Raw genomic sequence first — 25,517 nt, 5'->3', positions numbered from 1 at the left:
GGGTTTCGGCAATGCGACATATTGCGTCACAAAGGCGCAGTTTAAACGTTGGGCCCCGTTAACGGCAGCGCCACGTTGGGTTGATTTACAGTTCCCCCGACATCGGCATTGCCCCCCGACAGCTTCAACGCGCAGACGGGGCTATTCCTGTATCGCGCGATCGCACAATTGCGATGCGTGGCCCACGGTTTTAAGCAGGTATTTGCGCTTTTCCTCAACCCCTTCGCGGACGATCTTGATCACTCTTCACTGCCGATCAATGAGCCTGCACATGCCTGACACCACCCCTGCTATTCCAGACGCGCCCGCACGTGCGCGCCCGTCGCTGCTGCATCAAGCGCACCTCACGCAATCGTTGCCCGACTGGCTGATGCAAGCTCCCGAACAGGCGCGACACACCCTCAGGCAAGTGAAACCGGCCCCCCGGCATTGGCCGCCCGAACTGCCCTATGCGCAGCAGGCTTCACTCAACCAGAGCCATATCAATCACTGGGCATCCCATCACGCCCTGCGCCAGGTATTCGACACGCTGCAAAACATCGAGGCATTTGCCACGCCCTTGCTACGCGAAGCGCTGCAGCGCCAGTACCACGTCGATCCCGCGCTGGACCTCAAGCGCACCTTTATCAACTTGTACATCCCGCTGACCACGCCGATTTTCGGCCTTAACACGGGCGCGGTTAAAAACTGGCGCGTTTCACTGCTGGACGCGGCCTTGCACAACTTCGAAGCTTTCGAAGCCGAACCGGATGCCCATACAACCGATTCCGGCTTCATCACCCAACCCTCGGCTGACGGGCAGTATCAGGTACTGCAAGCACTGACCGCTCAAGTCCCCATTGCGGGCTTTATCTCACTGTGCCGGCAACTGGATCTCGGCCGGCAGTACAAAATGCATCTGGACGACGCCTTGGGCGTGACCGACCGCAGCCAGGCGCGCGCGTTGAAAACAGCCGTTCGCGAATACGTCAAAACCGCCCTGACGGCCTGCACCCACCATGCATTGGCGCACCAGCACATCAGCCGCAACCTGCATGAGTCACTCAATGACCTGGGCCAGGTCAGGGGTTGGACGAGCGGCGGGCCCGCGCCCCTTTACCCCCACAGCATGACGGTGCTCGGCACCGCGCTGAGCGGGGTTCTCGTTTTTAGCGCCTACCCGGCGTCCACCCCGGACAACGCTGAAATCGTCGCGTACGTACCGGATGATCCGCAGCACCCGCTCAAGCGCTATGCCTCGCTGGCTGACTTCGTCGCACAGCTGGCTCAACAACTGCGAGACCCCGCCTACCAGCAGTACTTCAGCCGCTTCATCGATCAGCAGCATCTGGGAGCATTCTTCGGCGCAGTGCAGCGTGCGCTGTTTCACATCACCGTCGACCCGGCTGACCTCCCCGAGGGTCAAGGACGGCCCGAAGACTACCCGCAGGTAGTTCGCACCACCCCGATTGAACACCCGGTGCTGACGTACACCCTCGTCCATGTTTTCCAGGCATTCGACGAGCACCTGTTTTATGAGAAACGCCGAAAACTGCTGGCCGATGCGCCCCTGATTGCAGTCAGCACAGATGCCGAAGATCAGAAAACACGCCACGAGCGTCACGAACGCCTGAAGCAAATCGGTGAATGGGCGCTCAACGGCCTCGAAATGGTCGGGGCCATTTTCGTGCCGGGGCTCGGGGAATTGATGTTGCTGCAAATGGCCTGGCAGGTGCTGGATGACGCCTATGAAGGCATCAAGGACTGGAGCGAAGGAAAAACCCTCGAAGCCTGGGACCACGTGTTCAACGTCATTTCCAGCCTGACCCAGGCAGGCGCCCTGGTCATTGGCGGCAAAATCGCCAGCGATGCACTGTCACCCTTTATTGCTCGCTTGAAGCCCGTCACGCTGCCCACCGGTGAAACCCGATTGTGGGAACCGGACCTCACACCTTACGAACACCCCGACCCGGTGCCCGCCCATGCACCAAGCAACGCCCTCGGCTTGCAGCTGCATGACGATGCGCAATACCTGACCCTTGAAGATAAAACCTACCGCGTCGAACAAGAGGCTCGCAGCCCGCGCTACCGCATCAAACACCCCGATCGCCTGCGCGCCTACTCGCCCCGCTTGCGCCACAACGGCATGGGCGCCTGGTCGGCCGAAACGGAACAGCCGCTTGACTGGGAGGATGCGCGCCTGTTTAAACGCCTCAACTCCAGCGCCGCCAACCTCCCGGACATTCAAGCTGCCCGCCTGCTAGCCCTCACCGATACCACACCGTCTGTACTGCGCCGTCTGCATGCGGATGCGCTGCCTGCGCCCGCCTTGCTCGTCGACAGCCTTCAACGCTTCAACATCGACAACGACCTCCAGCGCTTTATCGACGACATGGAAAGCCACGACCCAGCCGTGCAACAGCGAGCCGACGCTCAAACCCAACTGCAAATACTGACCAGTCGCGACGTCTGGACCTTCAGTAAAGGCGTGAGGGTCATCAGCGAAAGTGGCGAGGTCATGGCCGACTACCCGCCTCGCTCCGGCGCCCCGCAACGCATAGACATCAGCCACACCCGCGTGCGTCAGGGCGAGCTGCTCAACGACGTCCTCCAGGCCCTGGATGCGCCGGATGCGAAAACCCTGTTAGGGCTCGACCCGGCATTCGGTGATCCGCTGCCAAACTCGCCCCTTCAACTCCGGCGCCTGCGCCTGCGCTTGGCGCAAGAGGCGCGCCGCCAGCGTTTCGAGGTGTTCACCTCGCGCTATTCAACCCCGCAATGGCCCGTCAGTGACGAGGTCAAATGGCTACAAACGACCTACCCCGAACTGCCAACTTCGGCGGCACAGGAACTGATCTGGAATGCCCATGGGGACGAAATTCTGCAACTGCTCAATCAGCGCACACTCCCCGAACGCCTCGAAAGCCTGGCGCAGCAGTATGTGCATGAAACCCGCATCAACCGCGCTTACGAGGGCTTGTTTCTCGACTCGGCCGCCAGCCCGCACACGCCCTGGCTGATCCTGAGGACCGTTGAATCCCTGCCCGGCTGGTCCAAAAAGCTGCGTCTGGAAATCCGTGAAGACCACTTTGAAGGCCCCCTGCTCGACAGCCTCGGTGACGCGCAGGCACCGCTGCGTAAAGTACTGATCAAGTCAGCGCAGGGTTACAGCGCGCGCGATGCGTTGAATCAGGAATTACACGGCCCGGCCGACCTGTATGACGCGTTGCTGCACGCACTGCCGGATGCCGAGCGCCGTCAACTGGGGTTTCCACATGTCGGCCAGGGCAATGACCTGAAAAACGCCGTGCGTCAGCATCCACTGCTGCCGCGCAACCGGGTCAGCGCGCATGTAGAACCGCCGCGCACGGCACTGAACCTCGACCCGCAAAGCCTGCCGAGGCTCAAGGCCGAGGGCTATCCGTTATTGGGCGCCGATGCGCCAGGACAGACGCCCGACCTGATCGACCGGCGGGTCTATGAGCTGTACCCGAGTCTGAATATAAGGGAACGGGCACGCATCATTCGGACTCTGCCTGTCGACCGCGCCCAGGCCAATCAAGCACTCACCGAGCTTGGGCAAGCACTGCAAACCCTGCGCGATGACCTTGAAGCCTGGACCGTCGATGCGCCCGCGGTGAACCCGCGAACCGGTGACATGCTGCCGCCCAACGCGCGCCGGGCCAATGTTCAGGACCGCCACGCGTTCAGCCGCGAGCTGGAACGGTGCTGGCGTCGGCAAACCGCATTCGACAACTACCACGCAGACCCCGATCGCGATGGGTATGAGCTGACGTTCACACGGCCAATCGCCGACAGCATGCCGCCGATCAGCGCTGATTTCAGCCATGTGACCTACCTGTCCTTGAGAGGTGCAGGACCGGTGACCGGGGTGAGCGAGTTTCTTGAGCGTTTTCCGAGGTTGCGCGTGGTACACCTTCAAGGGTTTGCACTGGACGCGGTGCCTGAGTCGATACTCTCGATGGAGAACCTTACCGACCTGCACCTGGAAAGCAGTGAAATCACGCTAACCCCTGACACCGCGCACCGTCTGGGCGGCATGGAACACCTGGAATACATCGACCTGGACGACAACCCGCTCAACATTACGCCCGATTTCAGCAACATGCCGAATCTGAACACCCTTCACATGAGCAATGCCGAACTCACGGCATTTCCCGATTCGATACTGGGGCTCACGCAGCTTGAAGTGGTTGATTTAAGTGAAAACCTGATCGTCGAGTTACCCGCGACCCTGTTTGAGGCACCCGCTTCCGTCACACAAGCGCTCGACCTCGAAGGCAATCCTCTGTCCGAAGAAAGCCTTGAGCGGGTGCGCACTTACTTTGCGCAAACCGGCATCGACATGAACGTCGAATTTGATGTGGATAACGCCAACGAGCCTGAGCCCGTTGAGGAGTAGCGATCAGCCGCGCTCGGCAGGCGCCGATGACAACTCAAACGGGCTGCTGCTGCGGCGCTGATTGCGGTCTTCACGGGGGGTGGCGCCGAAGAAGTTGCGGTAGGCGCTGGAGAAGTGCGGCCCGGAGGAAAAGCCGCACGACAAACCGATCTGGATGATCGATTTGCTGGTTTGCATCAGCATTTGCCGGGCCTTGTTCAGGCGCAGCTCAAGGTAGTACTGGCTAGGGACGCGATTGAGGTACTGCTTGAAGATCCGCTCCAACTGCCGACGGGACACGCACACATGCTGGGCGATTTCGTCGGTGGTCAGCGGCTCTTCAATGTTGGCTTCCATCAGCAATACCGCTTGAGTCAGCTTGGGATGGCTGGAACCCAGACGGTTCTGCAACGGAATGCGCTGGCGCTCGCCCCCTTCACGAATGCGCTCCACCACCAGCTCTTCGGACACCGCGCCCGCCAGCTCGGCACCGTGGTCGCGGGCCAGTACGGCAAGCAGCAGATCCAGCACCGACATGCCGCCACAGGCACTGAGACGATCGCGGTCCCAGTCAAACAGGTGACTGGTGGCAATCACCTTGGGGAAACGCTCGGCAAAGTCATCCTGCCAACGCCAGTGAACGGCCGCACGATAACCGTCCAACAACCCCAGCTGCGCCAAAGGATAGACACCCGCCGACAACCCGCCGATCACGCACCCGGCCCGCACCACCTGCTTAAGGGCGGTCCCCAGCGCCGAGGGCACGGGGCCCGGCGGCTCGTCGGCCAACAGAAAGAGCTTTTGGCAGCCCTCAAGCTTGCCGGCCCAAGGCTCTCCGGGTAAATGCCAGGCGCCCTCTACCGGAGGTTCGGCTTGCAGGAACAACAACTCGTAAACGACTTCCGGGTGCACGCGCTGGGCAACACGCAACGCCTCTTCGGCCAGCGCCAGGGTCAAGGCTTTGGTGCTGGGCCAAATGAGAAAACCAATTCGATGGGCGGTCATAGCGTGCTATCCGGAACGAAAACGAGAGTGAGGAACCACATGCGCCAGACACTCAGCCTAGGCCAGCCGCGCAGGATGCGGAGCATGACCTATTTTGGTGCACAACGGCAGTCTTGAAATCACAGTTACTTCAGGCTACCTGAGAGGAACTGCTGCAAACGTTCACATTGCGGATTGACCAGTACTTCGCGCGGGTTGCCGCTTTCTTCCACGATCCCTTTGTGCAAGAACACCAATTGGTTAGACACTTCGCGGGCAAAGCCCATTTCGTGAGTCACCACCACCATGGTGCGGCCTTCAAGCGCGAGATCCTGCATCACTTTCAGCACATCGCCCACCAGCTCCGGGTCGAGGGCCGAGGTCGGCTCGTCGAAGAGCATGACTTCCGGCTCCATCGCCAGCGCACGGGCAATGGCCACCCGCTGCTGCTCGCCGCCCGACATGTGGCCAGGGTAAGCCTCCTTGCGATGGGAAACGCCCACCTTGTTCAGGTAGTGCTCGGCTTTTTCCCGCGCTTCGGTTTTGGACATGCCCAGTACATGCACCGGCGCTTCCATGATGTTTTCCAGCGCGGTCATGTGCGACCACAGGTTGAAATGCTGAAACACCATCGATAACCGCGAACGCATGCGTTGCAGTTGCTTGGGATCAGCGGCCTTAAGCCCGCCGTCCTTGTTGGCAATGAGCTTGAGCTCTTCGCCATTGAGCAGGATTTTGCCCGCGTGGGGCTGCTCAAGCAGGTTGATACAGCGCAAAAACGTACTTTTACCGGAACCGCTGGAACCGATGATGCTGATCACATCGCCCGCTTTGGCGGCCAGAGAAACGCCTTTGAGCACTTCATGACTGCCATAGCGTTTATGCAGGTCTTGGACTTCAAGTTTGTACATGCTGTCGGTTCTCACAGAAACAGTCAGTCGTTGAGCAAGCGCCCGTGGCGCAGCGGCTCGCGCCCCGCCACTTTGGCCAGCCAGAAACCGGGTTGGGCATATCGCAGGCGCTCAACGGCAAACAGCACACCGGCCGTACCTGCGCATACCGTGCTCACCCGGTCGGATAAAGGATCAATCACTTCGAACAGCGGCTCGCCTGGTTCAACCCAGGCGCCCGCCGGACGTAAAAAACTCACCACACCGGGGTGCGGTGCAAACAACAACTCAGTCCCTTCGAAAGGCATGCCTTCACACGCCTCATGCTGCGCAGCCGGCCATTGCCCGCCGATCAGCCCTTGCTCGGCGAGAAACGCCAGAATCCCTTCGGCATAACGCTGCGCTTCATCACGACCGGTGTCTGCCTGCCCGCCCAGCTCCACGGTAGTGGCCATGCAGGCCAGCGGAATGGGCGCGTCGCCAAAGTGACGCTGCACACGCAACCAGGGCAAGGAGCACGCTTCGTCAAAAGAGCTGCCGCCCGAATCTTCAGCCAGCAGGCCAACCCGCACATTCAGGTGCGCAGCCAGCGAGCGCCACTGCGGCCAATGCTGGGGCAAGGCGTACATGTGCAGGGCCGCTTCGGCATCGCAATGCAGGTCGAGTACCACGTCGGCATCACAGGCGTGGCTCAGGAGCACACGCTGCATGCCTTGCAACTGACTGGTCGCAGGTGGCAGCTCTGACAACACGTCGCGCATGGCCTGACGGATCAGATGAACATTGGCGCGCGGGTCATCCCCAAGGCGCCCTTCAAGCCGTGCCACAACCGGCGCACTCAGCTCGACAAAATCGCGGTTGAAGTTCTTGCCGCTGCCGTACTCGAAACGCCCCTGGTGATTGCCTTGCAGCAATTGCCCGAGCCCCAGCGGATTGGCCACGGGCACCAGTTCGATCACGCCGTTCAACAACCCTTGCGCTTCTAGCGCACTCAAGCGTTTTTTCAGCTCCCAGGCGCAACGCATGCCGGGCAGTTCGTCGGCGTGCAAGCTGGCCTGAATGTAGGCCTTGCGCTCACCCGTACCAAAACGAAACACCGACAGATGACGCTCGGTGCCCAGGCTGCTCCAGGGCAAGGGATGATCGATACGCTCCATGGGTCAGGCCTTGCGCGGGGCCATATAGCCCAGCCAGCGGCGCTCGGCCAGTTTGAACAGGCGCACCAGAATGAACGTCAGGCACAGGTAGAAAACACCGGCGGTGATGTAGGCCTCGAACGGCAGGTAGTACTGCGCATTCACGGTACGCGCCGCACCCGTGATGTCGATCAGGGTCACGATGGACGCCAGACTGGTGGTCTGCAACATCATGATGACTTCGTTGCTGTACTGCGGCAGCGCCCGGCGCATGGCCGACGGCAACAGAATGCGGCGGTACATTTTGCCGCGCGACATGCCCATCGCCTTAGCCGCTTCAATTTCGCCGTGGGGCGTGGCCTTGAGGCTACCGGCGATGATTTCGGCGGTGTAGGCGCTGGTGTTGATGGCAAAGGCCAGACAGGCGCAGAAGGTTGCGCTGGACAACAGCGGCCACATGAAACTGTCGCGCACTGCATCGAACTGGGCCAGCCCGTAGTAGATCAGGAACAACTGCACCAGCATCGGCGTGCCGCGAATCACATAGGTGTAGAGCCAGGCCGGGAAGTTGACCAGCGGCTGCTTGGAGACGCGCATCAGCCCCAGCGGCACGGCCGCCAGCAAGCCGAAGAACAGTGAAATACCCAGCAACTTGAGGGTTTCCAGCAGGCCATCAAGGTACAGCGGCATGCTGTCCCAAATGACGTTGTAGTCGAAGATCATAGATCAGCCGCCTTAACGCCTACCGAGTAGCGCTTCTCAAGTTGTCGCAACGCCAACAGCGATACGCTGGTCAACACCAGGTACATCGCCGCGACGGCCAGAAAGAAGGTGAAAGGTTCGCGAGTGGCATCTGCCGCCTGCTTGGCCTTGAACATCATGTCTTGCAACCCGACCACCGAGATCAGGGCCGTGGCTTTGGTCAACACCAGCCAGTTGTTGGTAAAGCCCGGGATCGCGAGACGAATCATCTGCGGCACCAACACCCGGAAAAACACTTGAAAGCTGCTCATCCCATACGCCATGCCGGCTTCCGCCTGCCCTTTGGGAATGGCCATAAAGGCACCCCGAAAGGTTTCGGACAAGTACGCACCAAAGATGAAACCCAAGGTGCCGATACCGGCCGCCAGCGGGTTCAAATCAATGTAATCGTCATAGCCCAACAGGGGCGCGACGCGGTTCAGCAAGTCCTGACCGCCGTAGAAGATCAGCAGGATCAGCACCAGATCGGGAATGCCGCGAATGACGGTGGAATACAAATCGCCCAACCAGGCCAGCCAGCGCACCGGCGACAGGCGCAAAGAAACACCGATCAGACCTAGAACAATGGCCAGGGCCATGGACGACAAGGCGAGCTGAAGCGTCAGCCAAGCACCATCGAGGATGACAGCCCCGTAGCCTTTCAACATGATTCAGGTCCTCAAAATTTGGATGAAAAAATGGCGCAAACTTCAGAAATCCTGTTGCTTGCGCCATTTCGGACAGGGTGCTGCGATGGTTTACTTCGCGTCAGCGCCGTAAATATCGAAGTCGAAATACTTGTCCTGGATCTGCTTGTACTTGCCGTTGGCACGGATACCGTCGATGGCCGTGTTGATCTTGTCTTTCAGCGCATCGTTCTTGCGTACCGCGATGCCTACGCCGTCACCAAAGTATTTGACGTCGGTGAATTGCGGGCCTACGAACGCGTAACCTTTACCTGCGTCGGTTTTCAGGAAACCGTCTTGCAGCAGGGTGGCGTCGGCAACGGTGCCATCAAGGCGACCGGCCTGGATATCAAGGTAGATTTCGTTCTGCGAACCGTAAGGAACAACAGTGGCTCCTTTAGGCGCCAGCACTTCCTTGGCAAAACGGTCGTGGATCGAACCACGTTGCACACCGATTTTCTTGCCTTTGAGTTCATCCAGGTTGTCGCCGACCGCAGTGCCGTCCTTCATCACCAGGCGTGCTGGAGTGAGGTAGTAACGATGGGTGAAATCAACGGATTTTTTACGGTCGTCGGTGATGGACATCGAGGACAGGATGGCGTCGATCTTGCGCACTTTCAGCGCCGGGATCAGGCCATCGAACTCTTGCTCAACCCAAACGCACTTGACCTTCATCTCTTCGCACAGGGCGTTACCGATGTCGTAGTCAAAGCCGACAATGCTGCCATCCGGGGCCTTGGAGGCAAACGGAGGGTACGCAGCTTCGATACCAATTTTCAGAGGTTTTTCATCAGCAAAAGCCTGCAGGGACAGCACAGACAGTGCCAGGGCGCCAAGAAGCACGAGTTTCTTCATCTTAGGACTCCATCGGTAAAGGGCAAAAAATGCAGAGTGAGCGTGAGCCCAATATGCGGAGGTTAAACCGGGAATGCGGCGCCACGTCCTACTGGCGTTGTGCTGAGGTCAACACAACAACGACGAGCGAGTGATCGGCATTCTAACGACAGGCTTCAAGCCGTTATTTCTTCAATGCGACAACTAATTACAAATGCACCGAGAAAGGCGACTCCAGGCATTGACAGCTCTTCATAATTATGCAATAGCAAAAGGTGCAGAACCTATATGAGTTGCAAATAGCGGGCCTATTATTCGCAAAGCCTTCTATTCCGGCAAGTGCAGCGTTTCATCTAATTTATTTGGCCCACACTGGCGGCGCCAAAACAGTGCTTTTCGTTTCGCAAAGCCCCGTTTTCGTGCACCCGGTTACACACGCGGTAACACCTCTTCGCTTTGCGTAGGACCAAACCTACTGCGCGCCAGCCTGTTCCTACACATCCACCCTTTGGATCAACCACAAAAAAGCCCCGCCTGACAGTGCCAGGCGGGGCGTGTTTAATGCCAGCCGGTGTTACGCGACCTTCATACCTTTATGGGTTTCAATCAAATGCTGCACCACGCCCGGATCGGCCAGCGTCGAGATATCCCCCAGCCCGTCGTACTCACCCGTGGCGATCTTGCGCAAAATGCGGCGCATGATTTTGCCCGAACGGGTTTTGGGCAGGCCCGGCGCCCACTGAATGACATCGGGCGACGCAATGGGACCGATCTCTTTGCGGACCCAGTTTTTCAACTCCTGACGCAGTGCGTCTGTGGGCTTTTCCCCGCCATTCAACGTGACGTAGACGTAAATACCCTGCCCTTTGATGTCGTGCGGCACGCCAACGACGGCGGCCTCGGCAACTTTAGGGTGCGCAACCATCGCACTTTCTATTTCAGCCGTGCCCATGCGGTGCCCGGAAACGTTAAGCACGTCATCCACACGCCCGGTGATCCAGTAATAGCCATCTTCGTCACGGCGCGCGCCGTCACCGGTGAAGTACATGCCGCGGAAGGTCTTGAAGTAGGTGTCCACAAAGCGGTCGTGATCGCCGTACAGCGTGCGCGCCTGACCCGGCCACGAGTCGAGGATCACCAGATTGCCCTCGGTGGCACCTTCGAGGATGTTGCCCAGGTTATCCACCAGCGCAGGCACCACTCCGAAGAACGGCCGTGCCGCCGAACCGGGCTTGAGGGCATGCGCGCCAGGCAGCGGGCTCATCAGGCACGCACCGGTTTCGGTCTGCCACCAGGTATCGACAATCGGGCAGCGCTCTTTGCCGACGGTCGTGTAGTACCAGCTCCAGGCTTCGGGGTTGATCGGCTCGCCCACCGACCCCAGCAAACGCAAACTGGAGCCGTCTGCATCTTTTACGGCTGCCTGCCCCTCGGCCATCATGGCGCGAATGGCGGTAGGCGCGGTGTAGAGGATGTTGACCTTATGCTTGTCGATGATCTTCGACACGCGGGTGATGTCCGGGTAGTTCGGCACCCCTTCAAACAGCACCGTGGTGGCACCGTTGGCCAGCGGCCCGTAGACAATGTAGGTATGACCGGTGACCCAGCCCACGTCGGCCGTGCACCAATACACCTCGCCCGGGCGGTAATCGAACACGCGCTCATGGGTCAGGGCCGCATACAGCAGGTAGCCACCGGTGGTGTGCTGTACGCCCTTGGGCTTGCCGGTGGAGCCGGAGGTATAAAGGATGAACAACGCTTCTTCAGCGCCCATCTCTTTTGGCGCGCAGTGCGTTGAGGCGACGGCCATCAGGTCGTGGTACCAGATGTCACGGTGTTTGTACCAGGCAATGTCACCGCCGGTGCGCTTGAACACGATGATCTTTTGCACGCTGGAGGTGTCTGGGTTGGTCAGCGCTTCGTCGACATTGGCCTTGAGCGCCGTGCGCTTGCCGCCCCGAATACCTTCGTCGGCGGTAATGACCACCTTGGATTTGCAGTCGATGATGCGACCGGCCAGCGCCTCAGGCGAGAAGCCGCCAAACACCACCGAGTGAATCGCACCGATACGGGTGCAGGCCAGCATGGCCACGACCGCCTCGGGCACCATCGGCATGTAGATCGTCACCACGTCGCCACGGTGCACGTCCTGACCGCGCAAGGCGTTCGCCAACTTGCACACTTCTTCGTGCAGTTCACGGTAGGTAATGTTGCGTTGCTCGGAAGGGTCATCGCCCTCCCAGATAATCGCCACCTGATCGCCGCGCTCGGCCAGATGACGGTCCAGGCAGTTATAGGACACGTTGAGGGTGCCGTCGGCAAACCATTTGATGTCGACATGGTGATCGTCGAAAGAGGTCTGCTTGACCGTGGTGAAAGGCTTGATCCAGTCGAGACGCTTGGCCTGCTCGCGCCAGAAACCATCCGGGTTGACGACAGATTGCTGGTACATCGCCTTGTAGGTCGCCTCATCGGTCAGCGTGTTGGCTGCGACCTCGGGGCGTACGGGATACAGGGAAGCTGCACTCATGTTCCACACCTCAATTTTTTTGTAGTTGTTGTTTTATGACCCTGTTGTAGCCGGGCCACCGCGTGAGTTCCATTCGACGTTGGTAGTAAGAAACCTGCTTAAAAAACGTCATATTTATCAAGAAGGCTCAAGCTCGCCACTTACAGCGCACCTCCCCGTCAAAAGCCGCGCCGCCAGACTGCCTTGCCCTGCTGTTTTCGGCGATTGTTGCAGAATCTGTCAACAGTCTTTATCAAAACGCCCTCTATATGCAGGCCCGGCGCAGGCATAAAATTCCTCTCGCCAACCAAGGCACCGCGATTAACGCAAGTTACAGCCCCCACGAAGGCACGTTCAGTCGCACTTAACTCATCAAGTTTCACACGTGGCCTCATAAGGGCTACGTGACCCCACTCGACCAAAAACAGGTAACCCTGAAATGAAAGCGTTGTTAGTTCTGGCCCTCAGCAGTGTGTGTTTAACCGCCATGGCGGATGAATCAAACACCCCGGTTTCCAGCCAGCAACCTGCCGTTGAACACTACTCCTACTCTTCCGAACTGGACATTGCCAAAGTTATTTCCATGACTGAAGTGCCTAACGTGTGCGAAGTAGTGCCCGCACAAATGGTGTACGAAGACTCCCACGGTATGCAGCACACCCTGGAGTACCGCGTCATGGGTAATGGCTGCTCTAACGGCTAACTTACTGTTTTAAGTTAAACCCCTACTTATTTATTCAGGGCGCAACTTTAACGGCACACAAGGTTATATACGTGTTGCGTTAATGCCCGCCAGTCACCACTCAGGACACTCGTACATGAAACGCTCGCTGATATTGGCTTTTAGTCTATCGGTACTGGCAAGTGCTGCCTTTGCAGCAGACGGTTACACCCGCACTCATTCAGCCACTTATGCTGAAGACGGTTATGACAACACCCGTTCGGCCTCTTTTGCCGAAGATGGTTACGACAACACCCGCTCGGCCTCCTTTGCCGAAGACGGTTACGACAACACCCGCTCGGCCTCTTTCGCCGAAGATGGCTATGACCGCACCCAGGGTCATCGCTTGAGCTGACACCGCGAGTGACTTAACGCCCGGTTTCGACCGGGCTTAGTCCCCCCGAACGGCAACCCCCCCCCTCCCGGCCTCACCTCGCCCTGCACACACCCCGGCAAGACCCACGCAAAAATAATCTGCCTGCGGCAAACCCTCGCCCAGCCGCGGCCTCGCCCAAGTCCACCCTAAAATCAGGGCATTTCGTCGCATCCGCGGAAAAAAACTGGCTGAAATACCCTGTACAAAACCCGTATACTCCCGCCGTCAAAAGGGCTTGATATATCCCCTTCCCGGGTTATAAACCCACGCTGCTCCGGCCCAAGGCCAGGCTGCGATGCACAAACCACTGCATCCCCTCAGCGACAGCGGGCCAACCCTACGAATACATTCATGTTTTTGCGTGCGCTTACCGCTGCTGCAAGCAACATTTCTTAGATCCAAGCGGCCAATGGCCGTGTGACAACTCAACCATTAAGCGTTATCACACGGGCGTCAGGCCCTCACGCAGGAGACGACACGTCATGCTGAGCTGGGACGAATTCGATAAAGAAGATGAAGGCGAAGTCGCCGTCAAAGGCGCCAATGCCGGTCACGCAACCGAAGCCAACATGGACCGCCTGGACACCGCTGGCGGCGTTGCGGCACTTGAGGCTCGCGCTGTCACGGCCAGTGACTCCGAGGCCATCAAGCGTGCCAAGGCCGCACTGGACAACCTTGATATCGCTGAAGGCCTGGCCGAGCTCGAAGGCGCCAGCGCTCGTGTAGCCGTTGATGAAAAGATGATGATCAACTGCCGCGCCGACCTTAACCAGCTCGTGCCGTTCAAGTACGACTGGGCCTGGCAGAAGTACCTCGACGGCTGCGCAAACCACTGGATGCCGCAAGAAGTCAACATGACCGCCGACATCGCCCTCTGGAAAAACCCGGAAGGCCTGACCGACGACGAACGCCGCATCGTGATGCGCAACCTGGGCTTCTTCTCCACCGCCGACTCGCTGGTTGCCAACAACCTGGTCCTGGCCGTGTACCGTTTGATCACCAACCCGGAATGCCGCCAGTACATCCTGCGCCAGGCGTTCGAAGAGGCGATCCACACCCACGCCTATCAGTACTGCATCGAATCGCTGGCCATGGATGAAGGCGAGATCTTCAACATGTACCACGAGATTCCTTCGGTCGCCAAAAAGGCCACGTGGGGCTTGAAGTACACCCGTTCGATCTCTGATCCGAAGTTCGAAACCGGCACCGTAGAAACCGACAAGGAACTGCTGCGCAACCTGATCGCTTACTACTGTGTGCTGGAAGGCATCTTCTTCTACTGCGGCTTCACCCAGATCCTGTCGATGGGCCGCCGCAACAAGATGACCGGGGTTGCCGAGCAGTTCCAGTACATCCTGCGCGACGAGTCGATGCACCTGAACTTCGGCATCGACGTGATCAACCAGATCAAAATCGAAAACCCGCACCTGTGGGATGCCGAGATGAAGGAAGAAGCCTCGCAGATGATCCTGCAAGGCACGCAGCTGGAAATCGAATACGCCCGTGACACCATGCCGCGCGGTGTGTTGGGCATGAACGCAGCGATGATGGAGGACTACCTCAAGTTCATCGCCAACCGCCGCCTGTCGCAAATCGGCTTGAAAGAAGAGTATCCGGGCACGACCAACCCGTTCCCGTGGATGAGCGAAATCATGGACTTGAAGAAAGAGAAAAACTTCTTCGAGACCCGCGTGATCGAGTACCAAACGGGCGGCGCACTGAGCTGGGACTGATGCCCGGCGCGGTTAAACGCTGACCTTGAAAGGCTGCCCCCACGGGCAGCCTTTTTTTGTGGCCGGGCAAACGTCGCCAATTCAATCGAAATATTCGACAGATCACGGCTTGGGCACATCGGCTCACATCAAGGGGTTGGGTCGGGATCTCACGGCGGGAACAGATCAAAAAAATGGATTTGATCCACGCTTGAAACAACTGTATAAAAACACAGTACTTTTTCAAGCATAGACCCAGCCCCGGAGAATCCCCATGTCGAACTCAGCGATGCGCAATACGCTTGAGCAAATCGTACTCAACCAATTCACCCCGTTGCACTGCGCTCAGGCACGCGAAATGCTGGGCTGGAGCTTTGAACGACTGAGCGAAGCGTCCCGTGTTTCGGTAGGGGCCATTAAACGCTTTGAGTCCGGCGAACCGATTCGCGACGTCACCCTGCTGGCCCTAGCTCACCGCCTTGAGGCTGAAGGACTGGTGTTCTTTCCGGGTTTCGCTCCCGGCAGAGGCGAGAACATTCGCGGCACTACCCCGAACCCGATCGGTCGCGGCGATTACGCCATGATCGAGTAACACCGGGCGATACAGGTTCAACGCCACGCCAGCCATGCTGCCTGGCGTGGGCAGGCATCCGATCCAACCGCGCGTACTGGCCAGGGAAGGCCAGCTCCAGCGTGACGTTGTGAATCACCAAAGAGGGGGCATGGGAATACCCAGTCTCGTCTGATGACAGGGGCAGACACGGAAGCTATCCAACGCACCAGGCCCATCAACCGAAAAAGCTCACCCTGTGCGCGTTGAGCACGAAAGACCGTCAATCGCTGTTTTTCTGACCCCTGCCTTAGCACTCCGCTACCCAGCCCTGAAATGATGCCCTTGAGAAACGTTCAGCAGCTACGCTTGAACAATCTTGATCTGAAGTGCATAAAGCCCGCGCGGCATATACCTGATCCAGCACCCGTTGAACCACCCTTTTTCGTAGACCACGCCATGGACAATAAAAGAGGCAAAGGCCTGTCATTCGCCAAACGCATCTATGTGCCACGCATCATTGGGTTAGGCATTGGCTGTTTTAGCGTAATGGCCACTCTTTATCCGCTCGACCCGCCTGCCTGGCTATGGGGTTTGTTGCTATTCAACGGGTTCATCTGGCCACACTTGGCCCTGCGGCTCTCGACACGCTCGGCGTATCCGTTTCAGGCCGAGCGCCGCAATATGCTGATCGATTCGTTGTGGGGCGGGTTTTGGGCCGCGAGCATGCAGTTCAATCCGTTACCCACGGTGACCATCCTGTCGATGATGATCATGAATAACGTCGCAGCGGGTGGCCAAAAAATGCTGCTTCGTGGCGCAGTGGCCCAACTGGCCGGTGTGCTGATTTCTTGGGGGTTATTGGGCGTGGCCTTCAGCACGACCATCACGCCCCTGCAGATCTACGCCTGCTTGCCCATGCTGACGCTCTACCCGTTTGCGGTGGGCATGGTCTGTTATCGGCTGGCCATCAAACTGGCCGAACACAAACGCACCCTCAGTGCCCTCAGCCGTACCGACAGCCTGACCGGACTGTTAAACCACGGTTCGTGGAAAGACCTCTTACAGCTCAGCTTTGAGCAGTGCCGGAAAAATAACTCACGCGCGACGCTGGCCTTGATTGATATCGACCATTTCAAGCGCATCAATGACACGTACGGACATATCGTCGGCGACAGCGTGTTGCGCCAATTCAGCAAACAACTCAAGGACAACCTGAGGGCCGAGGACCTGGCGGGGCGTTATGGCGGGGACGAGTTTTGCGTCATCCTCCCCGACCGCACCCTGGAGCAGGCGCAAGACATCATGGAGCGACTGCGCCAAGTTTTCTGCAACGACCTGCATGACAATGACCCGGCGTTGCGGGTCAGCTTGAGCATCGGGCTGGCGTCATACCGCGCCGATTTCAACGATGCCTCCCTGTGGCTCAACGAAGCCGACAAAGCGCTGTATATCGCCAAAAACACCGGCCGCAACAAAATCAGCGTGGCTGCGGCCGAGGTGTTTCCGGACCCCGCCTAGGGGGTAACGCAACGTCGTACGGCACTGATCTCAGGAATATCTTGCCTGCGCATATACACACGCAACGGCTCGGTGATGTTGAGCCGATCATCGATGTTTTGATCCAGCAGCAACTGAACCAGCTCACGCTTGAGGGTCATGGTGTCGGCATCCCCGGCTTGCCAGACAAATTCGCTGGTGGGGGTGATGTTGTCGTCGGCGACGTCCATCCCGAAGGAATCTTCACTAAAACGGACAATGTGCTGGCCTGTCTTACGATTGAAACCAACGAAGCCGTTAAGTTGATCGGCGGCCTGGCAGATCAGTTCAGACGTGATGCGCATGGTAAACCTCACTAATGAGCGCTAAAGGCTCTAGGACGATGGTTTACACGCAAGGATGAAGGTGTGTTCCCTCTGCCGGGGACGCTGTTGCGCGCCAGAATACTGCAGATCACACCTTAAAAGCGCAGCAAATTGCCCCTCACGCACATTTATGTCGGGTTCTCGATAGCCCCCGAGGCTGTCAGTTGTTAAAAAGACGCCCTTAATTTTACCGATCGAAAGGAACTCACCCCATGCCGGATATTTTTGGCAAAAGCGCCCTGCTCCTCAGCCTGTTGCTGGGCATGAGCGGCGCACACGCCGCCCGCCCGTCTGACACGGCTCAAGCGGAACTGGCCAAGGCTCAGGGCATCCCGCGGCCGGCCGTTATCGCCCATCGCGGCGCATCATTCGACGCCCCTGAATCCACGGCAGCGGCGTACACCGTTGCCCGCGACCTGGGTGCCGATTACCTGGAAATGGATCTGCAGCGCAGTAAAGACGGTGTGTTGTTTGCCTTGCATGACAACAGCCTGTTGCGCACCACCGACGTCGCGACAAAATTCCCGGAGCGCAAAGACAGCCCGGCCAACGCCTTCACCATGGCCGAGCTGAAAACCCTGGATGCGGGCAGCTGGTTCAACGCGGCCTACCCTGAGCGCGCTCGCCCGTCTTATAAGGGTCTGCAAATCCTGACCCTGGATGAAATCATCGACATCGCCGAGGCCAGCCCTCAGCACACACCCGGTTTGTACATCGAGACCAAGGAGCCCAAGCAGTTCCCGGGCCTTGAACATGACCTTAAAAACGCGCTGAGCAAGCGCGGCTGGCTGCAACCTGTCACCACGGTCAGCGGCGAACCAGGCGTGGGTCAGGGCAAAGGCCGCGTCATCCTGCAAACCTTTGAGAAAAGCAGCCTTGAACTGCTGCAAAAAGAAATGCCCGACACCCCTAAAATCTTGCTGTTATGGGTCGGTGAAGGTGGCATGGCGCCCAACTCCGACGTGAGTTTTGCCGACTCTGGCGAGAAAGATAAAGCCGCCTATTACGCCAAACAGCAACCCAAGGATAAAGCCGAGTTCCTACGCTGGCTGGACTTTGCCAAAGCCCACGGGGCCATCGGTACGGGGCCTTCGGCTGCGCTGGCGGCCGGTGGCGATCAGAGCTACTTCGACCTGGTCCAGCCCTGGATGAACACAGCGACCCACGACAAGGGCATGCTGGTACACGTGTACACCATTGATGAACCGGCGGACTTCAAGCATGTCATGCAATCTGGCGTAGACGGCATCTTTACCAACCGCGCCTCCGAGCTGCTGAAGTTCTATCAACGCCCGGCGCCGTTAACGGTTAACCAATTGCTCGAAAAGAACGGTTACTGATCGATTTGAGGCTTTCTTCAGTTTCAGGGCAGAAATTAAGGGTGAGTTAAGTTGCGATGTTTAATCTGGCCCCACTTAAACAGCTCACCCAAGAGGAATTAAACATGAAAGCACTTAGCGTATTGTTTGCCACTGCTGCCCTGACACTGACTGCCGGTCTGGCTCAAGCCGATGTTCGTCCGGACCACATTCCCGAATTGCTCAAGAAGGGTGAAATCACCTCTTTTGAAACGCTGAATGCAAAGGCGCTGGCCCAACATAAGGGGGCCACTATTCTGGATACCGAACTTGATGACTCATACGGCAAGTTGGTGTATGAAGTTGAAATGCGTGACGCCCAGGGCCTTAAGTGGGATGTTGAACTGGACGCCAAAACGGGCGACGTATTGAAGAATAAACAAGACACCTGAGTTAAGCGTTTAATAAATAACCGCGCCCTCTTCTAGAGTGGCGCGGTTTTTTTATGTCGGCGTCCACTCTTTTTATAAAATATCGCCTCAGTTGTAGCGCATAAGCGAGTTCTCGCTAAAATTGCCCCTACCCCGTTCAACCGAGACCCCGATCCATGGTGCAAGGCGTAGAAACTGACATCGCAACGATCAATCGCATCAGTGCAGTGCCGGCCATGTTGCAAGTCATCAGTGAAATGACCGGCATGCGATTCGCGGCCATCGCCCGCGTGACCGCCACCAGCTGGACGGCGTGTGCCGTGCTCGACAAACTCGGGTTCGGGTTAAAACCCGGCGGCGAACTGGATTTGGCCACCACCTTGTGTTTTGAAAGCATGGGGTCGCATCAGCCGATCATTATCGATAACGTCAGTACAGACCCGCACTACCAGAACCATCACACCCCTAAGTTGTACCGTTTCGAAAGCTACATCACGGTGCCGGTATTCCGTACCGACGGCAGATTTTTCGGCACCATCTGCGCGCTGGACCCTGAACCCGCGACACTCAAAAGCAGCACCATCCAGACCACGCTGGAGTCGTTCGCTCGACTGATCTCGTTGCAAATGGACGCCGAAGAACACCAGCAACGCACCGAAACCGCGCTACTTCTGGAACGTGAAACCGCCGAGTTGCGCGAGCAGTTTATTGCCGTGCTGGGCCATGACTTGCGTAACCCGCTGTTCGCCATTACCACCGCCGCCGAACGACTGCTACGCAAACACCCTAACCCGGCATCCGATCATCTGGTGCAGCACATTCTGACCAGCGGCCGACGTGCCGCACGGCTGGTTGAAGATGTACTGGACTTTGCCCGAGGGCGCCTGGGGGCCGGTATTCCATTGACACTGCATGACTCTGCCGACCTCAATGACGTTTTTACCCATGTCATCTCGGAAGTCCAAAGTGTTCACCCGCAGCGCCAGATTGAGGCAGACATCGGCCCCATTGATGGGCTGCATTGTGACAGCGGTCGATTGGCGCAATTGCTGTCCAACTTGCTGGCCAATGCCATCAACCATGGCGCAACCCACGGGGTGGTCGAAGTGCAGGCCCAAGTGAACGATGACCTCTTCACTCTGAAAGTAACCAACCAGGGCAACCCGATTCCGCCCCACGTCCAGGCACAGCTGTTTCAGCCCTACTCACGCCCCGCCAATGACACGCCACAAGCCGGGCTGGGATTGGGACTGTACATCGCCAGCCAGATCGCTCAATCGCACGGCGGCCATATTGAAGTGTCCTCCTGTGAAGAACACGGCACCGTCTTTGCTTTCCACCTGCCGTTAGGCGCACGGCGCTGAGGGTGTGTTCCTGTGCAGGAGAGGTCAGTACATTAAACACGGCATCTTTTCGAAACGACCAATGGCAGCTTGAGGCGTCTACGCTGGGCTATGGTAGGTACTTTGCCCTGTTCGAAAGGAGTCGATCATGCACGGCAATACACGCTTGGAATCGTCCATTTCCACCCTCGCGGGCAAACTTGCCGCTTTGGCCTACAGCCTTCTGAGTTACGCGCTCTTTCTGTTGGTCTTTATCTACTTCATCGGCTTTCTCAGCTCGATTGGCGTCCCTAAAGGCATCGATACCGCCGTCAGCCGGGTACCCTGGCCATGGGCAATCGGGATCGATGTGCTGCTGATTACCCTGTTCGCCATTCAACACAGCGGTATGGCGCGCAAAACCTTCAAACACTGGTGGCTCAGGTTCGTGCCGGCACCGATTGAACGCGCAACCTATGTGCTGTTCAGCAGTGCGGTGCTGGCGCTGATGATCTGGCTGTGGCAACCGGTCAGCATCACCGTGTGGCGCATCGAGTCCCCTTTGGCCGTCGCCCTGCTGACAGGGGTGTATTGGCTGGGCTGGGCTCTGGTACTGGTGGCTACGTTTCTGATCAGCCACCTTGAACTGTTCGGCATCAAGCAGGCACTGGACACTGTTCTGCGGTTAAAAGCACCCGATACCTCTTTCAAAACCCCGCTTCTGTACAGAGTCGTGCGGCACCCGATGTATGCCGGTTTTCTGATGGCCTTCTGGGCGACGCCGCACATGACCGTCGGGCGACTGGTGTTCGCCGTGACCTGCACGCTGTATATCGTGATTGGCAGCCGACTTGAGGAAAAAGATCTGCTGGTGCTGTTTGGCGATCCCTACCGGCGTTACCAACAACGCATCGGCAGGCTCATCCCGTTTGTCGGTCGCAGAAAACTCCCGGTCTTGAGCCCGCAAAAAGGATGTATTTGCAGCGAAGATGAGTAGACACTGGCGCACCGCTTTAACGCTCACCTGTGAGCTCTTCCATTGCGCCATGACAGACCTCGCCATGCTTACCCGCCTTTGCACTTACGATGACCTGACGGCTGAACAACGCCAGCAACTGCGTGCCATCAACGTCCATCCGGAGCAGCTCCCCTACTGCGGCGACATTGAATGCGCCCTGTACTCTCTGCCGGCTACCCCACATGCCGGTATCAAAGGGTTCGTGCTGCTGGGCGATGACCTGCCCGTGGCATTTTTACTACTCAAGCGCGCACCGCTGCTGGCGCATTGGGCCGAACCGGGCAGCGCCACCGTGCATGCGTTTCAGGTCGACAAACGCCTTCAGGGCCAAGGGATCGGCAAAACCTGCCTCAACCTGTTAGCCCGGCAACTGCACGGTTACTGGCCAGAGATCAACCAACTGATGCTCTCCGTCAGCCCGTTCAACACGTCAGCCCTGCATTTTTACAAGGGCCAGGGCTGGATTGAAGGGGGTGAGGCGTATCAGGGCGAGCGGTGTTTGACCTTGGCGCTGCCCCCCCCCTTGGCGAGCCAGCAAGCGGGTTAAAGGCATCGCCCTCACATGCCAGAACAGAATCATCGCGTCTCATCGAAAATCGCCGCTGACAGCCCCTAGACAAAAGGCCACCATCGACCTTATTGTTTGGCCCGGACCACCGCAGTGGTTCACGTCGCTCGGACGGTTCCGGGCGCTTACGTATCAGAGGCCAACATGGCAGACCAAGGTTCGCCGCGCCGCTTTGCGCGCATCGATCGACTCCCCCCGTATGTGTTCAACATCACCGCCGAGCTGAAAATGGCTGCGCGGCGCCGTGGCGAAGACATTATCGACTTCAGCATGGGCAACCCTGACGGCCCGACACCGCCGCACATCGTTGAAAAACTCTGCACGGTCGCACAACGCGAAGACACCCATGGCTACTCCACTTCGCGCGGCATCCCACGCCTGCGCCGGGCTATTTCCCGCTGGTATGCCGATCGCTACAACGTCGACATCGACCCTGAAGACGAAGCCATTGTCACCATCGGTTCCAAGGAAGGCCTCGCGCATTTGATGCTGGCCACGCTGGATCAGGGCGACACGGTGCTCGTGCCCAACCCCAGCTATCCGATCCACATCTACGGGGCTGTCATCGCGGGCGCGCAAGTGCGGTCAGTGCCGCTGATTCCCGGCGTAGACTTTTTCGCCGAGCTGGAAAAAGCCATCCGCGGATCGATTCCCAAGCCAAAAATGATGATTCTGGGCTTCCCGTCCAATCCCACCGCGCAGTGCGTTGAGCTGGATTTCTTCGAGCGCGTGGTGGCGCTGGCCAAACAATATGACGTGCTGGTGGTGCACGACCTGGCCTACGCTGACATCGTGTACGACGGCTGGAAGGCCCCTTCGATCATGCAAGTGCCGGGGGCAAAAGACATCGCCGTGGAGTTTTTCACCCTGTCAAAAAGCTACAACATGGCAGGCTGGCGCATTGGTTTCATGGTGGGTAATGCCGAACTGGTCAGCGCGCTGGCGCGCATCAAGAGCTACCACGACTACGGCACCTTCACACCGTTGCAAGTCGCCGCCATTGCTGCCCTGGAAGGCGATCAACAGTGCGTGAAAGACATTGCCGAGCAGTACCGCCAGCGCCGTAACGTACTGGTCAAAGGGCTGCATGAGCTGGGCTGGATGGTCGAAAACCCGAAAGCGTCCATGTATGTGTGGGCCAAGATCCCTGAGGCCTACGCGTCTATGGGGTCGCTGGAATTTGCCAAGAAGCTGCTAGCGGACGCCAAAGTCTGCGTCTCACCGGGCGTAGGATTTGGTGAATATGGCGATGACCATGTGCGCTTTGCGCTGATCGAAAATCAGGATCGAATTCGTCAGGCGGTGCGCGGCATTCGCGCCATGTTCCGTGCAGATGGCGTGAGCGCCAACTGAAAGACCCCGCCGGTGCGAACGCATTCGCGCCGGCGGGGGCTGGGGTTTAAACCACCAGCGACAGCAGCAGGATGAAGATCAAACCGACCACCGACAGAATGGTTTCCATCGCGGTCCAGGTTTTGAATGTTTCAGCCACGGTCATGTTGAAGTACTGCTTGACCAGCCAGAACCCCGCATCGTTCACATGGGACAGGATCAACGAACCTGCGCCCGTCGCCAGCACCAGCAGCTCGCGGTTCACGCCCGGAATCAAGTCCACCACCGGCAGCACAATGCCTGCGCCGGTGATGGTTGCAACGGTCGCGGAACCGGTCGCAATCCGAATCACCGCCGCCACCAGCCACGCCAGTAGAATCGGCGAAATTTGCGCATTCACCGCCATGTGACCGATCACGTCGCCCACACCGCTGGCCACCAGCATTTGCTTGAAACCACCGCCAGCACCAATGATCAAAATGATCGCCGCCGTCGGCGCCAGGCTCGCGTCCAGTAATTTGAGGATGCGCTTGGAGTCGATGCCCTGACGCGCGCCAAAGGTGTACAGCGACAGCAGCAAGGCCAGCAACAGCGCGGTGATCGGGTGGCCGATCATGTCCATCCAGCCGCGGAAGAAGTTACCGTCGGGCAACGCCACGTCGGCAAAGGTCTTGAGCAACATCAGGAACACCGGCAGCAACACCGTGGCCAGCGTGATGCCGAAACTCGGCAGGCTGCTGGATTCCGGCTCGCTGGCCAGTTGATCCACCAGTTCCTGGGACGGGTTGCCGGGAATGTACTTGGAGATAAAGCTGCCGTAGATCGGCCCCGCGATGATGGCCGTCGGCAAGGCAACGATCAGGCCATACAGAATGGTCTTACCGATGTCTGCGCCAAAGACCCCAATGGCCAGCAACGGTCCCGGATGCGGAGGCACCAGGCCATGGACGGCAGACAAACCGGCCAGCAGCGGAATGCCGATCTTGATCAACGACACGCCGGTGCGGCGCGCCACGATGAACACCAACGGAATCAGCAGGACAAAACCGATCTCGAAAAACAGCGGAATGCCCACCAGGAACGCAGCGAACATCATCGCCCACTGCACGCGCTCTTTACCGAACGCGCGAATCAGGGTGCGGGCGATCTGATCGGCCCCGCCTGAGTCGGCCATCATTTTGCCGAGCATGGTGCCCAGCGCGAGGATGATGCCGACAAAGCCCAGCACGCCACCGAACCCGTCCTGGAAAGACTTGATGATTTTGTCCGTAGGCATGCCCGAGGTCAGGCCGAGGAACGCCGAGGCAATAATCAACGCGATAAACGGGTGTAGCTTGAACCGGGTGATCAACACGATCAACCCGATGATGGTGACGACAGCGTCAAGCAGTAGAAAGGTGTTCTGGGACATGCCTAGCATGGGGCGTCTCCTGGCTTGTTGTTGTTATCGGGCGCGAATGTGCAGCCGGGGATGAGTCGGATAGCGCTGTCTTTTTTATGCAAAATCATGGGGTTGTCTGCAACGAATGTTCATGCCACCAATCGCGGGCCTGAGACGCCAGCTCATCGATGTCATGGGTGGCCGCGTTCAGGGTCAACACCAGAGGTTCATTGACCGGCGATTCAAGGGCAGCGAACTGGCTGTCAATCAGGGTTTTGGGCATGAAATGCCCGGGGCGATGAGCCACCCGATCTGCCGCTACTTCGGGCGTCAACTCAAGGAACACGAAGCCCAAACCGTCGACGGCGCTGCGCAGACGCTCGCGATAACGCAACTTGAGCGCCGAGCAGGTCAATACCGGGCGCTGGCCCCGCTCAACGGCAAGGCGCAACTCGTCTGCCAGGCTGGCCAGCCATCCGGCACGGTCGTCGTCGGTCAGGGGGATCCCGGCACTCATCTTGGCAATGTTGGCCGCGGGGTGAAACGCGTCACCCTCAATCGGGGTCGCGCCATTGAGCAGGCACAATGCCTGGCTCACGCTGGATTTGCCGCAGCCGGCAACACCCATGATGACCAGGGCAGTGATAGGTTGACTCATGAAACACCTCAGTCCGTAGACAGCGCTGTCTTTGTCCGTGCGTTCAGTACCTGAAAGCAAAGCACAAAGCCGGGGCTACCGACGTCTATTTCTCATTTTTGTGGGGAGACGCGGTGACGCTCTC

The 25,517-nt window shown here is 58.4% G+C and carries 22 protein-coding genes; 12 read left to right on the top strand and 10 right to left on the bottom strand.

Translation table 11 applies throughout. The features are described from left to right. The first annotated feature begins 271 nt into the window (after positions 1-271). Positions 272-4,402: a leucine-rich repeat domain-containing protein gene (locus TU74_RS10620; RefSeq protein ID WP_048376403.1), complete on the top strand. Its 4,131-nt coding sequence runs from the start codon at positions 272-274 to the stop codon at positions 4,400-4,402. Between the two features lie 3 nt (positions 4,403-4,405). On the opposite strand, the gene argR is transcribed toward TU74_RS10620, so the two are convergent. From argR to acs, 7 genes are all read right to left on the bottom strand, one after another. Further along, on the bottom strand, positions 4,406-5,386 hold the full coding sequence (gene argR, locus TU74_RS10615) for a transcriptional regulator ArgR (RefSeq protein WP_047276973.1): 981 nt from the start codon (positions 5,384-5,386) through the stop codon (positions 4,406-4,408). Positions 5,387-5,511: 125 nt separating this feature from the next. Further along, positions 5,512-6,276 (bottom strand): ABC transporter ATP-binding protein, encoded by a 765-nt coding sequence (locus TU74_RS10610; protein WP_047276975.1) that lies wholly within the window; start codon positions 6,274-6,276, stop codon positions 5,512-5,514. Positions 6,277-6,299: 23 nt separating this feature from the next. Beyond that, entirely contained in the window at positions 6,300-7,412 is a 1,113-nt protein-coding gene (locus TU74_RS10605) for a succinylglutamate desuccinylase/aspartoacylase family protein (protein ID WP_047276977.1), read from the bottom strand. A 3-nt stretch (positions 7,413-7,415) separates the two neighbouring features. Further along, positions 7,416-8,114, bottom strand: coding sequence for an ABC transporter permease (locus tag TU74_RS10600; RefSeq protein WP_047276978.1), 699 nt, complete (start codon positions 8,112-8,114; stop codon positions 7,416-7,418). Beyond that, complete coding sequence (locus tag TU74_RS10595) at positions 8,111-8,800, bottom strand: ABC transporter permease (RefSeq protein WP_047276980.1); 690 nt, start codon at positions 8,798-8,800, stop codon at positions 8,111-8,113. Before TU74_RS10595 ends, TU74_RS10600 begins: the two co-directional genes overlap by 4 nt. Before the next feature lie 90 nt (positions 8,801-8,890). Beyond that, positions 8,891-9,673 (bottom strand): ABC transporter substrate-binding protein, encoded by a 783-nt coding sequence (locus tag TU74_RS10590; protein ID WP_047282953.1) that lies wholly within the window; start codon positions 9,671-9,673, stop codon positions 8,891-8,893. Positions 9,674-10,226: 553 nt separating this feature from the next. After that, a complete protein-coding gene (gene acs / locus TU74_RS10585; protein WP_048376401.1) occupies positions 10,227-12,182 on the bottom strand; it encodes an acetate--CoA ligase in 1,956 nt (651 codons plus the stop codon). 418 nt (positions 12,183-12,600) lie between these two features. Here acs and TU74_RS10580 point away from each other — a divergent pair, with 418 nt between their 5' ends. The 5 genes from TU74_RS10580 (at position 12,601) to TU74_RS10560 (ending at position 17,041) form a co-directional block, all read left to right on the top strand. After that, positions 12,601-12,864, top strand: coding sequence for a DUF2790 domain-containing protein (locus TU74_RS10580; protein WP_047276988.1), 264 nt, complete (start codon positions 12,601-12,603; stop codon positions 12,862-12,864). A 115-nt stretch (positions 12,865-12,979) separates the two neighbouring features. Beyond that, positions 12,980-13,237 carry a hypothetical protein gene (locus tag TU74_RS10575; RefSeq protein WP_047276990.1) on the top strand — a complete coding sequence of 86 codons (258 nt, stop codon included), beginning with the start codon at positions 12,980-12,982 and terminating at the stop codon, positions 13,235-13,237. 503 nt (positions 13,238-13,740) lie between these two features. Next, a complete protein-coding gene (locus TU74_RS10570; protein WP_047276991.1) occupies positions 13,741-14,991 on the top strand; it encodes a ribonucleotide-diphosphate reductase subunit beta in 1,251 nt (416 codons plus the stop codon). Between the two features lie 253 nt (positions 14,992-15,244). Next, complete coding sequence (locus TU74_RS10565; protein WP_047281052.1) at positions 15,245-15,562, top strand: helix-turn-helix domain-containing protein; 318 nt, start codon at positions 15,245-15,247, stop codon at positions 15,560-15,562. A 417-nt stretch (positions 15,563-15,979) separates the two neighbouring features. After that, the gene (locus TU74_RS10560) at positions 15,980-17,041 is read left to right on the top strand and encodes a diguanylate cyclase (RefSeq protein ID WP_047281053.1); all 1,062 of its coding nucleotides are present in this window, start codon (positions 15,980-15,982) and stop codon (positions 17,039-17,041) included. On the opposite strand, the gene TU74_RS10555 is transcribed toward TU74_RS10560, so the two are convergent. After that, positions 17,038-17,364, bottom strand: a complete 327-nt coding sequence (locus TU74_RS10555) for a DUF2025 family protein (RefSeq protein WP_047276997.1) — start codon at positions 17,362-17,364, stop codon at positions 17,038-17,040. The two genes, TU74_RS10560 and TU74_RS10555, sit on opposite strands and share 4 nt — an antisense overlap. 233 nt (positions 17,365-17,597) lie before the next feature. Between TU74_RS10555 and TU74_RS10550 the strand changes: the two genes are divergently transcribed. From TU74_RS10550 to alaC, 6 genes are all read left to right on the top strand, one after another. Next, positions 17,598-18,725, top strand: a complete 1,128-nt coding sequence (locus TU74_RS10550; RefSeq protein WP_047276999.1) for a glycerophosphodiester phosphodiesterase — start codon at positions 17,598-17,600, stop codon at positions 18,723-18,725. A gap of 104 nt (positions 18,726-18,829) precedes the next feature. Continuing rightward, positions 18,830-19,135, top strand: a complete 306-nt coding sequence (locus TU74_RS10545; protein ID WP_047277001.1) for a PepSY domain-containing protein — start codon at positions 18,830-18,832, stop codon at positions 19,133-19,135. A gap of 155 nt (positions 19,136-19,290) precedes the next feature. Then, positions 19,291-20,478 carry a GAF domain-containing sensor histidine kinase gene (locus TU74_RS10540; RefSeq protein WP_047277002.1) on the top strand — a complete coding sequence of 396 codons (1,188 nt, stop codon included), beginning with the start codon at positions 19,291-19,293 and terminating at the stop codon, positions 20,476-20,478. 127 nt (positions 20,479-20,605) lie between these two features. Continuing rightward, positions 20,606-21,433, top strand: a complete 828-nt coding sequence (gene mddA / locus TU74_RS10535; RefSeq protein ID WP_047277005.1) for a methanethiol S-methyltransferase — start codon at positions 20,606-20,608, stop codon at positions 21,431-21,433. A 64-nt stretch (positions 21,434-21,497) separates the two neighbouring features. Then, complete coding sequence (locus TU74_RS10530; protein WP_047282957.1) at positions 21,498-22,001, top strand: GNAT family N-acetyltransferase; 504 nt, start codon at positions 21,498-21,500, stop codon at positions 21,999-22,001. A 165-nt stretch (positions 22,002-22,166) separates the two neighbouring features. After that, the gene (alaC, locus tag TU74_RS10525) at positions 22,167-23,375 is read left to right on the top strand and encodes an alanine transaminase (protein WP_047277007.1); all 1,209 of its coding nucleotides are present in this window, start codon (positions 22,167-22,169) and stop codon (positions 23,373-23,375) included. A gap of 46 nt (positions 23,376-23,421) precedes the next feature. Here alaC and TU74_RS10520 read toward each other — a convergent pair whose 3' ends face one another. Continuing rightward, the gene (locus TU74_RS10520) at positions 23,422-24,774 is read right to left on the bottom strand and encodes a GntP family permease (protein ID WP_047277009.1); all 1,353 of its coding nucleotides are present in this window, start codon (positions 24,772-24,774) and stop codon (positions 23,422-23,424) included. Positions 24,775-24,859: 85 nt separating this feature from the next. Then, positions 24,860-25,393 (bottom strand): gluconokinase, encoded by a 534-nt coding sequence (locus TU74_RS10515; RefSeq protein ID WP_047277010.1) that lies wholly within the window; start codon positions 25,391-25,393, stop codon positions 24,860-24,862. Positions 25,394-25,517 lie beyond the last annotated feature (124 nt).

Source organism: Pseudomonas lundensis (assembly GCF_001042985.1).
Classification (GTDB): Bacteria; Pseudomonadota; Gammaproteobacteria; order Pseudomonadales; family Pseudomonadaceae; genus Aquipseudomonas; species Aquipseudomonas lundensis.
The sequence above is the reverse complement of the archived record's forward strand: the minus strand, read 5'-3'. Positions and strand labels throughout refer to the sequence as shown.